Annotated in this window: 6 protein-coding genes and 3 rRNA genes; 3 read left to right on the top strand and 6 right to left on the bottom strand. The window is 59.2% G+C overall.

What is annotated here, in order from left to right:
* Positions 1–114 precede the first annotated feature (114 nt).
* The 4 genes from rrf to OZX73_RS00020 all read right to left on the bottom strand — a co-directional run bounded on the left by rrf (position 115) and on the right by OZX73_RS00020 (position 5407).
* Positions 115–231: ribosomal RNA gene (gene rrf / locus OZX73_RS00005) — 5S ribosomal RNA — on the bottom strand.
* Positions 232–388: 157 nt separating this feature from the next.
* Positions 389–3459 (bottom strand): 23S ribosomal RNA (locus OZX73_RS00010).
* Between the two features lie 209 nt (positions 3460–3668).
* Positions 3669–3791 (bottom strand): hypothetical protein, encoded by a 123-nt coding sequence (locus tag OZX73_RS00015; protein ID WP_277149451.1) that lies wholly within the window; start codon positions 3789–3791, stop codon positions 3669–3671.
* Between the two features lie 93 nt (positions 3792–3884).
* Positions 3885–5407: ribosomal RNA gene (locus tag OZX73_RS00020) — 16S ribosomal RNA — on the bottom strand.
* Together the 16S, 23S and 5S rRNA genes form the textbook arrangement of a ribosomal RNA operon.
* A gap of 530 nt (positions 5408–5937) precedes the next feature.
* Between OZX73_RS00020 and OZX73_RS00025 the strand changes: the two genes are divergently transcribed.
* Together OZX73_RS00025 and OZX73_RS00030 are read left to right on the top strand one after the other, a co-directional pair.
* Positions 5938–6696: a Sir2 family NAD-dependent protein deacetylase gene (locus tag OZX73_RS00025; protein ID WP_277149454.1), complete on the top strand. Its 759-nt coding sequence runs from the start codon at positions 5938–5940 to the stop codon at positions 6694–6696.
* Between the two features lie 126 nt (positions 6697–6822).
* A complete protein-coding gene (locus OZX73_RS00030) occupies positions 6823–7248 on the top strand; it encodes a pyridoxamine 5'-phosphate oxidase family protein (RefSeq protein WP_277149455.1) in 426 nt (141 codons plus the stop codon).
* 163 nt (positions 7249–7411) lie between these two features.
* Here OZX73_RS00030 and ilvA read toward each other — a convergent pair whose 3' ends face one another.
* Both ilvA and OZX73_RS00040 read right to left on the bottom strand, forming a co-directional pair.
* Positions 7412–8677, bottom strand: coding sequence for a threonine ammonia-lyase (ilvA, locus tag OZX73_RS00035; RefSeq protein ID WP_277149457.1), 1266 nt, complete (start codon positions 8675–8677; stop codon positions 7412–7414).
* Between the two features lie 57 nt (positions 8678–8734).
* A complete protein-coding gene (locus tag OZX73_RS00040) occupies positions 8735–11386 on the bottom strand; it encodes a bifunctional alpha,alpha-trehalose-phosphate synthase (UDP-forming)/trehalose-phosphatase (RefSeq protein WP_277149459.1) in 2652 nt (883 codons plus the stop codon).
* Positions 11387–11695: 309 nt separating this feature from the next.
* Between OZX73_RS00040 and OZX73_RS00045 the strand changes: the two genes are divergently transcribed.
* Positions 11696–12691 carry a sulfite exporter TauE/SafE family protein gene (locus OZX73_RS00045; RefSeq protein WP_277149461.1) on the top strand — a complete coding sequence of 332 codons (996 nt, stop codon included), beginning with the start codon at positions 11696–11698 and terminating at the stop codon, positions 12689–12691.
* Positions 12692–12762: the final 71 nt, after the last annotated feature.

A 12762-nucleotide genomic window follows, 5' to 3' on the forward strand; every position in this document is an offset into this window, starting at 1 on the left:
AGGATGTCGTGCGTGTGTCCCGGGTGTGGGCGGTTGGTGTGGCCCGGGCGGGGCCGGGCATGCGAAAGGCCCCGCGGGAGCTGGTGCTCAACCGCGGGGCCTTCGTTACGTGTGGTGCGGCGGCGGGCTACTCTCCCACACCCTGTCGGGTGCAGTACCATCGCCGTGCCAGGCCTTAGCTTCCGGGTTCGGAATGGGACCGGGCGTCTCCCCTGGGCTATGGCCGCCGCAAATCTTATGTTGTGCGCAACCCGGGGGTTGCGGGATGTGGCGGCTCGGGAACCGGAAAGCGGACGCGTATCGGATGCAAATCGAGTTGTGCCATCCAAGCGCTAGTGCTGCCTGGAGTCAATCGCAGGGGATGCCCTCACGTCCCCAACGAATGGGGAGTGTGATTGCCTTTCGGCCGTTAGTACCGGTCGGCTCCGCCCCTCGCGGGGCTTCCACGTCCGGCCTATCAACCAGGTGTTCTCGCCTGGGGCCTACAAGGGGTCAAAGCCCCTAAGGAATACTGATCTCGGAGCAGGCTTCCCGCTTAGATGCTTTCAGCGGTTATCCCTTCCGAACGTAGCCAACCGGCCGTGCCGCTGGCGCGACAACCGGCATACCAGAGGTTCGTCCACCCAGGTCCTCTCGTACTATGGGCAGGTCTCCTCAATATTCCAACGAGCGCAGAGGATAGAGACCAAACTGTCTCACGACGTTCTGAACCCAGCTCGCGTGCCGCTTTAATCGGCGAACGGCCGAACCCTTGGGACCTGCTACAGCCCCAGGATGCGACGAGCCGACATCGAGGTGCCAAACCATCCCGTCGATATGGACTCTTGGGAATGATCAGCCTGTTATCCCCGGGGTACCTTTTATCCGTTGAGCGATGCCGCGCCCGTGCGCCGGCACCGGATCACTATCTCCGACTTTCGTCCCTGCTCGACCCGTCAGTCTCACAGTCAAGCCCGCTTGTGCGATTGCACTCGACACCCGATTGCCAACCGGGCTGAGCGAACCTTTGAGCGCCTCCGTTATCCTTTGGGAGGCAACCGCCCCAGTTAAACTACCCGCCAGGCACTGTCCCTGACGCGGATCACGCGTCGAGGTTAGACATCAAATGGAGACAGAGCGGTATTTCACCTTGCGGCTCCACGATGGCTGGCGCCACCGCTTCGAAGCCTCCCGCCTATGCTACACAGTTTCCACCTAATGACAATACCAAGGTATAGTAAAGGTCCCGGGGTCTTTTCGTCCTTCTGCGCTTAACGAGCATCTTTACTCGTACTGCAATTTCGCCGAGCTCCTGGTCGAGACAGTGGGGAAGTCGTTACGCCATTCGTGCAGGTCGGAACTTACCCGACAAGGAATTTCGCTACCTTAGGATGGTTATAGTTACCACCGCCGTTTACCGGGGCTTGAATTCACCGCTGCCCCCTCACGAGGAGGGATGACGGATCCTCTTAACCTTCCGGCACCGGGCAGGCGTCAGTGCATATACAGCGGCTTGCGCCTTCGCATGCACCTGTGTTTTTGGTAAACAGTCGCTACCCCCTGGTCTGTGCCACCCCCCGGGGCTCCGGGCGCGAAGCCCTTCACCCCAGGGGGTCTCCCTTATACCGAAGGCACGGGAGTAATTTGCCGAGTTCCTTGACCAGGATTCGCTCGATCGCTTTGGTATTCTCTACCTGACCACCTGTGTCGGTTTGCGGTACGGGCGCCGCAGCACCTCGCGCCGAAGCTTTTCTCGGCAACGGAAACCACCGGGTTCGGCCCCAACGGGCCCCACCATCGCGCCTCACCCTCAATGCGCCCCGGATTTGCCTGGGGTGCGGGCTGCACGCTTGGCCACGGACTACCACCGCCGCGGCCGGCTCTTCCATTGCGTCACTCCTGCGCTGGCCTACCGGAAGGTCTGTCCCAACCACCAAGCATCAGCCACCCCGAAGGGAGGCATCCGCAAGGCGGGAGGTTAGTACCCGACTTTCGGCCCGGACGGTCCTGCGCCGGTACGGGAATATCGACCCGTTCGTCCATTCGACTACGCCTGTCGGCCTCGCCTTAGGACCCGACTCACCCGGGGACGATGAACGTGGCCCCGGAACCCTTGGTCATCCAGCGGACGGGATCCTCACCCGTCTCTCGCTACTCATGTCTGCATTCTCGCTCCCGCACGGTCCACGGCTCGCTTACGCGGCCGCTTCACCCCGTACGGGACGCTCTCCTACCCAGCAGCAAAAGCTGCTGCCGCGTCTTCGGTGGCGTGCTTGAGCCCCGCTACATTGTCGGCGCGGAACCACTAGACCAGTGAGCTGTTACGCACTCTTTCAAGGGTGGCTGCTTCTGAGCCAACCTCCTGGCTGTCTATGCGACTCCACATCCTTTCCCACTTAGCACGCGCTTCGGGACCTTAGACGACGATCTGGGCTGTTTCCCTTTCGACGACGGAGCTTATCCCCCGCCGACTCACTGCCGCGCTCCACCGCCACGGGTATTCGGAGTTTGGTTGCCGTCGGTACGCGATACGCGCCCTCAGGCATCCAGTAGCTCTACCCCCCGGGCGAACCACGCGACGCTGCACCTAAATGCATTTCGGAGAGAACCAGCTATCACGGAATTTGATTGGCCTTTCACCCCTAGCCCCAAGTCATCCCCCCAGTTTTCAACCTAGGTGGGTCCGGTCCTCCACGCGGTCTTACCCGCGCTTCAACCTGCTCAGGGCTAGATCATCCCGCTTCGGGTCCAGGACAGGCGACTCAAACGCCTTTTGAGACTCGCCTTCGCTACGGCTCCCCCACGACGGGTTAGCCTCGCCACCTGCCACTGACTCGCAGACTCATTTTTCGATAGGCACGCCGTCACCCCACAAGGGGGCCCCGACGGTTCGTAGGCGCACGGTTTCAGAAACTGTTTCATTCCCCTCCCGGGGTGCTTTTCACCTTTCCCTCACGGTACTCGTTCGCTATCGGTCAGACAGTCATATCTAGGCTTACCCCACGGTCCGGGCGGATTCACACGGGATTCCACGAGTCCCGTGCTACTTGGGAACCTGGATCGGAAGGCAGCGCGCGACCGGCTACGGGGCCATCACCCTCTACGGCCGGGAATTCAATCCCGTTCGCCTAGCACGCCGCTTTATGACTTCCGCCGGGCGCTCCAGCGCCCGGGCACCAGGCCCCACAACACCCGCCGCGCAACGCCTGGAGGCTATCACACGCGGCCGGTTTGGCCTGATCCGCTTTCGCTCGCCACTACTCACGGAATATCCTTTCCTGCAGGTACTGAGATGTTTCACTTCCCTGCGTACCCCCCGCTCGAAAGCGGTGCCGGCCCATACGGCCGGCGGGTCCCCCCATTCGGAAATCCTCGGATCAAAGCCCTGTCGGCGGCTCCCCGAGGCCTATCGCGGCCCCACACGTCCTTCATCGGTACTGTCTGCCAAGGCATCCACCATACGCCCTTGCCAGCAACACACACCCACACAAGGAATGCATGCCGCAAGGACCTTCTGCGAAAAACTCTGGACAACACATCATCACACTATGAATGATCACAAAACGATCGACCAAATCCCCAATCCAAAAGAATCGGAGACCGGTCTGAAAAAATTGCATCTAACAAAGCAAGAATCATATCTTGCTCGCGTCCACTATCCAGTTCTCAAGCCACCACGCGCATCCGGATCAGGCGCCCCGTCCGGGGCCGCCGTCAGCGGAAGGCATCGAATCGCACCGACCAGAGGTCGGGGTGGCGATCCGGGAGCCCAAAAGCATGCCCACACCACTGATGCATTGTAAAGTTGTCATCCTTGATCTTTTCCACACCAGCAGGACACGGACCGGGAACATCCCGGACGCGTCCGACACCGGCCACCAGACAGTGGCCTGAATTCTCCGTAGAAAGGAGGTGATCCAGCCGCACCTTCCGGTACGGCTACCTTGTTACGACTTAGTCCCAATCACGAGCCTCACCTTAGACGGCTCCGCCCACAAGGGTTCGGACACCGGCTTCGGGTGCTGCCCACTTTCATGACTTGACGGGCGGTGTGTACAAGGCCCGGGAACGCATTCACCGCGGCGTTGCTGATCCGCGATTACTAGCGACTCCGCCTTCATGGAGTCGGGTTGCAGACTCCAATCCGAACTGAGACCGGTTTTCAGGGATCCGCTCCGCGTCGCCGCGTCGCATCCCGTTGTACCGGCCATTGTAGCATGCGTGAAGCCCTGGACGTAAGGGGCATGATGATCTGACGTCATCCCCACCTTCCTCCGAGTTGACCCCGGCGGTCCCTTGTGAGTTCCCGGCATGACCCGCTGGCAACACAAGGCGAGGGTTGCGCTCGTTGCGGGACTTAACCCAACATCTCACGACACGAGCTGACGACGACCATGCACCACCTGTGAACCGGCCCCGAAGGGAGGCGACATCTCTGCCGCTGTCCGGAACATGTCAAGCCCAGGTAAGGTTCTTCGCGTTGCATCGAATTAATCCGCATGCTCCGCCGCTTGTGCGGGCCCCCGTCAATTTCTTTGAGTTTTAGCCTTGCGGCCGTACTCCCCAGGCGGGATGCTTAACGCGTTAGCTCCGACGCGGAACCCGTGGAATGGGTCCCACATCCAGCATCCACCGTTTACGGCGTGGACTACCAGGGTATCTAATCCTGTTCGCTCCCCACGCTTTCGCTCCTCAGCGTCAGTAACAGCCCAGAGACCTGCCTTCGCCATTGGTGTTCTTCCCGATATCTACACATTCCACCGTTACACCGGGAATTCCAGTCTCCCCTACTGCACTCAAGCCCGCCCGTATCCGGCGCAGACCCATCGTTAAGCGATGGGCTTTCACACCAGACGCGACGAACCGCCTACGAGCTCTTTACGCCCAATAAATCCGGATAACGCTTGCGCCCTACGTATTACCGCGGCTGCTGGCACGTAGTTAGCCGGCGCTTATTCGAAGGGTACACTCACTCTCGCTTGCTCCCCAACAAAAGCGGTTTACAACCCGAAGGCCTTCATCCCGCACGCGGCGTCGCTGCATCAGGGTTCCCCCCATTGTGCAATATTCCCCACTGCTGCCTCCCGTAGGAGTCTGGGCCGTATCTCAGTCCCAATGAGGCCGGTCGCCCTCTCAGGCCGGCTACCCGTCAAAGCCTTGGTGGGCCGTTGCCCCGCCAACAAGCTGATAGGACGCGACCCCATCCCATGTCGGTAACCCTTTCCCGCGATCACATGCGATCACGCGGAACACCCGGCATTACCACCCGTTTCCAGGAGCTATTCCGGAACATGGGGCAGGTTGGTCACGCATTACTCTCCCGTTCGCCACTCTCACCGAAGTGCAAGCACTCCGGATCCCGTTCGACTTGCATGTGTTAAGCACGCCGCCAGCGTTCATCCTGAGCCAGAATCGAACCCTCCACAAAAAACATGAAAGGCCGAGAAAATCGGCTCCATACAAAATAATTGACGGAACCATCCCATAAGGGGGGATGGTCCACACTAAAAACCCCGACACCCTTCAAAACCCCTCGGCTACCCGGCAGAACCGGGCGGGCATCGGACTGGCAATCAAAAAAAGCTTTACATATAAAAAGTAGTACAGACACACTCTTGAGTTCTCAAACCACCACCACACCAACAAACAATCTCAACTCTTGGAGAGGAAGTTGCCGTGTTGAGCAGCAAGAGATAAATATACGCGGAAATAAGACTTTGTGCAAGTCAAAGGACACAAAAACCTTAAGAACCGTTGCAATGATGCGGCTCTTTCGGCGTGTCACTACAGGTGTCACTGCACCTTTATGCGTTATTGTAGTGCGGAAATATGAAGAATCAAATCGGACTGATCAATTCACACGCATAATGAGATAGGACGATAATTCACAATATATAGAGGTAACGCGTTCCTGGCCTATTCGTCCGCTGAATGGCGCTTTTGACTACAATAGTATCTATGACTAAAAAAATTGCGGTATTGACTGGTGCAGGCATTTCGACGTCGGCGGGAATCCCCGACTTTCGTGGACCAAACGGCGTGTGGACCAAACATCCTGACCAGATGAGCGTCTATGACATCGACGCGTTCATAAGCGACAAGAAGGCGCGCGAGTATTCCTGGGCATGGCAGAAGGCGTCGCCGGTGTGGAACGCGCAGCCGGGCGAGGCACACAAGGCGCTGGTCAAGTTGGAAAAGGCTGGGTTGCTGACGCTTCTGGCCACGCAGAACTTTGACGCGCTGCACGAGAAAGCCGGCAATTCCAGCGATCTCATCGTCAACCTGCACGGCACCATCGGCACCTCACACTGCATGAAGTGCCATGCCGAATACAAGACGGCCGACATCATGGACAATCTCGACAACGAGCCGGACCCGCACTGCCACCGCAAACTGCCGTATAGCGGCAACCAAACCTGCAACGGGCTCATCAAAACCGATGTGGTCTACTTCGGCGAGATGCTGCCAGACGGAGCCATGGAAAAGTCAATGGCTCGGGTGGCCAAAGCCGATGAGTTCTGGGTGATTGGATCGACGCTTGAGGTCTTCCCTGCCGCCTCGCTGGCACCGACCGCCGTGCAGGCCGGGGTACCGATGACCATTATGAATATGGGGCATACGCAATACGACAATATCGCCACGAGGCTCATTCATGACGATATCGCAAAAGCGCTGCCAGAGTTGGTTGACGAGACTATCGCCGAAGCGGAGAAATAGAAACGGCAGCCCGAAAGCCAAAACAAAGACCATTGAGCAAGTGGGATGCCTGCGGTATCTATTAGCGGCTTTGGGACGCCAACGAAGAATCAGGGAATGACATCCTTGAGAAAGTGATTATTGACGATGACTATGAACGCGAAAGAGGAATTCTACCGAATTCTGGCAGAACAGACAGAGATGGCGCTGGCCACTTCGGTAGATAATATTCCCGATGTCCGGATCGTCAATTTTTATTTCGATCCTGCAGAAAACATGCTTTACTTTGCGACGTTTAAAGACAACAACAAAGTCAAGGAAATGCAGGCAAATGCCCATGTCGCTTTCACGACCATTCCTCGTAGCGGCAATGCGCATGTGAAAGCACAAGGAATTGCTCGCCCAAGCGGGAAAAGCATCGATGAGATTGCTGACGAATTCGTTGCCAAGATTCCCGCTTATGAGAATACTCTGCGTGCAGCCGACGGAAACCTGCTGTTGTATGAAATCAGTTTTAGTATGGCAACCGTGACCAAGGATCTCAGCGATATCGATACTTTTACTATCAAGTAAACATCACTATAACTTGATGGCATTGATATGAGCAGGTGGGATTGCAGGTATCGTGTGATTCCTGATACGAGAATCGCAATATAACCAATGTACAAGTAATAAGGATGTGGGTTTGCCGCAATCTAATGCTGCAGCAAACCCACATCTTTTTGAATGAGATTCTTTAGTAGATACGCTTGGGGTCGAAACCGGCGTCCTTGAGAGACTTGAGAACCTGGGCGATGTGGTCGGGGCCGTTGGTTTCGACGGTGACGCCTAGGGAGACCGAGTCGGTGTAGTGGCCGGAGGCCTTGAACTGGTCATGATTGAGCTCGATGACGTTGGCGCGGGCATCCGCCAGGACTTGCGCGACCTTGACCAGCTGGCCCGGGGTATCGGGCAGCTCGACCTCGAAGTTCATGATGCGGCCGCGGGCGATCATGCCCTTCTGGATGACTGCGCCGATGGTGACGGTGTCGATGTTGCCACCGGAGATGATCGGGACGATGACGTGCTTGCCCTTAGCCGCGGCGAAGACCCGCGAGCGCAGGCTCAGGTGCTCAAGAGCGGCCAGAGAGACGGCGCCGGCGGCCTCGACCACCAGTTTGTGCTTCTCCATCATCAGGAGGATCATCTCGTTGATGTCGCGCTCGGAGACCGTGATCAAATCATCAAGGTATTCGTTCAGGATCGCGAACGTCAAATCGCCGGGATGACCGACCGCGACGCCCTCGGCGGAAGTGACCACCTTGTCGGCGGGAACGACCGTGCCGGCCGCGAAGGAGTTCTTGAAAGCGGGTGAGCCTTCGGGGATCGCGCCGATGACGCGGACCTCGGGCTTGAAGGTCTTGATGGCGAGCGCCACGCCTGCGCCCAGGCCGCCGCCACCCAGCGGGACCACGACGTCGGTGACGTTCGGGACATCCTCGAGAATCTCAAGGCCGATGGTGCCCTGGCCGCAAAGCACCTCGTAATCGTCGAAGGGATGGACATAGACCAAGCCGTCACGCTCGGAAAGCTTGGACGCGTATTCGGCGGCATCGTCGAACAGGTTGCCGTGCAGCACCACGTTGGCGCCGTAGGACTTCGTCGCGTCGACCTTGAGCGGTGGGGTGCTTTCGGGCATCACGATGGTGGCCTTCGCATGGCGCTCGCGGGCCGCGTAGGCGACACCTTGCGCGTGGTTGCCGGCGGAAGCGGTGACGATGCCCTTGGCCAATTCCTCATCGGACAGCGAAGCGATCTTGTTGTAGGCGCCACGAATCTTGAAGGAACCAGTGACTTGAAGGTTCTCCGGTTTCAGGAGAATCTCATGGCCGGTGGCCTCGGAAAGGGCCGGCGAAGGCATGATGCACGTATGGCGCGCGGTACCTTTGAGTCTTTGGGCGGCCTTCTTCAATTCGGTCGCGTGATCGTGCTGCAGTGCTTTGACAACGTCCTCTTGTTTCATACGGGAATTGTACGGCAGGTCGGCACGGCATCCGGCCGAATGTCCAAAAATGCGAAATTACTTTTTGGATTTCGCCGAATGCTTGGGTTTCGCGGAGGTCTTGGCCTTGGACTTGCCCGCGGGCTCGGCCTTCGCCGTGGCAACGGACGCCGGCTCTGGCTTGGATTCGGACTTGAGCTTGGGTTTCGCCTTCGACTCGATCTCGGGAGTCGAGCCTGCGGCGACCGCTTCGGACTCGGCCACCAGATAACCCAACAGACGCGCCGTGTCGGTTGGGGTCGCGATGCGGGAACGGGCATTGGTGTCGCCTGGACCGACCTTGACGGCCCAGCCGATCAGGGACTTGCCGTCCTGCTGGACATCGCTTTCCGCAGCAGCCGAAGAGGGAGCCTTCTGCGTTGTCTCGACGACTCCACGAGGCTCCGCGTTGCTGCCAGCGGCGGCGATGATGGAGGCGAACATCGTCTCGTCAGTGGTGTCGTCGCCCAAGGCCAACACGAAATCATAACGGCCACAGCGCAACAATGGCTCCACTGCCTGCCCTTTGCTCACATTCGCCGGGCAGACCTCGATGACCTTGGCGTTGCGCATGACCATCAGATCGTATTGCGGGCAGATCTTTTTGAGCTCGGCCACCAGGCGTTCGCGCTGTTCCTTGGCGAGTTTCTGGTCGCTCAGGCGGTAATGCCAAGCCAGATCCGTGGACTTGTGCTCGATGAATGATTCCGGAACACGGGCGACCGACTTGTTCATGATGGTCTCGATGATCGGGCGCCATTCCTCGGGATCGGGCAAGCCGTCGGCACGCTTCCATACGCGCTTGGAGGCCGCGGCGTCGGAGGCGACTGGCTCGCTGCGCCATGCGCCGTGCTCGGCGATGAGGCCGACCGGCAAATCGCCGAACCAATCCTCCATCGTCTCCTGCGTGCGCCCGGAAACGATGTACAGATCCACATCGGGGATGGAACCGACCTGGCGAAGCAAAGCCAACAGACGACGCGTCGGCTTCGCGCGGCCCGGGGTGCGCACCAGCTGGGTCAGCGTGCCGTCGTAATCGCACAGCAACAATTTGCGCTTGGACTGGCCCCACTGATGGACCAAATGGTCGCGCTGGGCGCTCTGCAAGCGGCGGTCGGCCATGCGCGGATCGCTGACCTGGCGCAAGGTGCTCAAGAACTCTGTGCTCCACAGACTCGCGGTGCGGTATTTCAGGCGGGCCTGCATGGCGGCGTTGCGGCGCTTGGCCTCGCCGGAACCGATCTCGAGGGCCGAATGCAAGGCCTCGCACACGGCCTCGGTGTCGTAAGGGTTGACGATGAAGGCATCGGTCAGCTCACGTGCCGCACCGCATTCGTCGGAAAGCACCAGCGCGCCATCGCCACCATCGCGGGCGGCCAAGTATTCCTTGGCGACCAGGTTCATGCCGTCGCGCAACGGGGTGACCAGCGCGACGTCGCCGGCGGTGTAGATGCCGCAAACCGGCTTGATGGGCAGCGAGCGGGTGATGTAATGGATCGGGGTCCACGAAAGCAGCGAATACTTGCCGTTGATCTCGCCGACCAACTGGTCGACCTGGTCCTTGAGCTGGCGGTAGGTCTCAACGTCCTCGCGCGAAGGCGTGGCCAGCAGGTAATAGGTGACGTGGCCTACCCATTCCGGGTAGCGGCTGAGCATCAGGGCGAAGGCGCGCAGGCGCTCCGGCAGGCCCTTCGTGTAATCGAGGCGATCGACGGAGATGACGACCTTGTTGCCTTTGGTGCCGCGCTTGGCCGCCGCAGATTGCGCCAGCTTGACCTCGGAAAGGTCGTCTTCGGTGTATGTGCTCCAATTCTCACTGGCCTCGGCCGCGGCTTGGGATTCTGCGGAAAGCGAGGTGCTCACGCGCCTAGTGCGCTTGCCGCTGACAGCCTCGATGCCGTGGCGCATAGCCTGCGCGAGGCTGGAATGGGCGTTGCGGCGGTAGAGGCCGTAATCGATACCGATGGGGAAGGCGTCGACCGTGACGAAGCGTTGCGTCCCACCTTGCTGAACCGGAATGCGGCCGTCCTTGTCGACCTCGGTATGAAGCAGCGAGCGCACAGAGGCGAGGAAATTCACGCAGAAATCCTCGGTATGGAAGCCCAGCAAATCGGCCCCCATCAGGCCTTCAAGCAGTTCCTTGCCGTTGGGCAACTGGTGGAAGATCTCGGGGCTCGGGAACGGAATGTGAAGGAACCAGCCGATTTTGAGCTTGGGGAAGCGGGCGCGCAACAGGGCCGGCAACAGCATGAGATGGTAATCCTGGATCCACACGGTGTCATCGGGATTGACCAGCTCGACGATGGCGTCGGCGAACTTCTGGTTGACTTCCTGGTAGACCTTCCACGTCGAGGAATCGAACTTGGCCTGGTGGGCGAAATCATGGAACAGCGGCCACAACGTATCGTTGGAATAGCCGGCATAGTAGCCGTCGATTTCCCTTTGATCGAGGAAAACCGGGATGCAACGGTTGCTGGTGAACTCGTCGCTGATTTTCTCGATCTCGGCTTTGCTGCGGGTCTGGGGATCGATGCCGCTCCAACCGACCCACAGGCAATCGTTGTGGGATTTGTGGTAGGGGCCGATGGCCGTGGCGAGCCCGCCGATGTTCTGGCTCAAGGCATACGTACCATCCTGCTTGGCATGCAACGACATGGGGAGTCTATTGGAAACGATAATCAAACGAGCCATGAATGCTCCTTCACTCTTCAGGGGAACCACCTCTGCGCGTCCATGCGGATATCTTCAGCCATTTGGACGCATATCACTACTTACAGTATAAGCACCAAATTCCAGCGGAGAGAACGGTTTGCAAAATGTTGCAAAGTGGCTTGGTAATACTAGACAAACATAAAACGTATGACCGGCGGTCTTATCGCAAGACAATCCACGCTAAACCGCGCGATGAACCTAAAATGGAAGATTGACGGTTGGCGGCCGCGTCCTTGCCTATTACCAGACGGGCGGCGACAGCGCGACAGAACACGAAGAGGCGGATATATGGCGGAACAGGAATGGAAGGACAGCGGCGAGGGCGGAGTGGGCCTCGGGAAGGATGCATCGGCGAACTCGGCAGCGGCCGCGCGGACGGATTCGGCGATGGATTCGGCGACGGACGCACAGACGAATCCAACAACTCCGAAAATGGCGGGGGCAGAGAATGGCAACGATGAGATCGCGGACGCCGAAGCCGCGCCGAACCGCGGGCCAGTGCAACAGATCGTCGTCATGATCGTGGCCGGGCTCATCGCCGGATTCTTCTCCGGGCTGTTCGGCATCGGCGGCGGGTCGATCATCGTGCCGATGCTCGTCTGGCTGGGCATGAGCCAGCGCCACGCGGCGGCGACCTCATTGGCGGCCATCATCCCGCTTTCGATCTCCGGGGTCATCTCCTACGCGATGGGCGGGCATGTCGATTGGATCGCGGCGCTGCTGATGGTGGTGGGGACGATCATCGGCTCGCAAATCGGCAGCTGGCTTCTTTCGAGGCTTCCCGAGGTGTTCCTGCGTTGGTTCTTCGTGGCGTTCCTGGCGTTCGTCGTGGTCAGCCAGCTCATTCTGACGCCTTCGCGCAACTCCAGCATCCACCTGACCGTCATCAAAGGCATCCTGCTCGTACTGCTTGGGGTGCTCATCGGCATGCTTTCGGCGCTTCTGGGCATAGGCGGCGGGGCCATCACCGTGCCCGCGCTTTCGCTTTTGTTCGGGGCCAGCGATTTGATTGCGCGCGGCACCTCGCTGCTGGCGATGTTCCCCAGCGCCATCACCGGCACCATCGCCAACTGGAAACGTGGGCTGGTGCATTTGAAGAACGGCCTGATCATTGGCATTGCAGCTGCCCTGGGCACACCGCTGGGCGTGCAGGTCGCCTCGTTCGTGTCGGCGAAGATGGGCTCCTACCTGCTGGCGGCCTACCTTTTCATCATCATGCTGCGTTCCGCATGGACGGCTCTGAAGATCACGCCTGGCATCGGGCCGAAACTGCCACGGAAATAAGCGTTAATCGAGAATAGGAAGATTCAGAGATCATTTTCTAGCATGCCGCCACGGAGCTGCTAGAAAAACCA

Source organism: Bifidobacterium sp. ESL0775 (assembly GCF_029395475.1).
GTDB lineage: Bacteria > Actinomycetota > Actinomycetes > Actinomycetales > Bifidobacteriaceae > Bifidobacterium.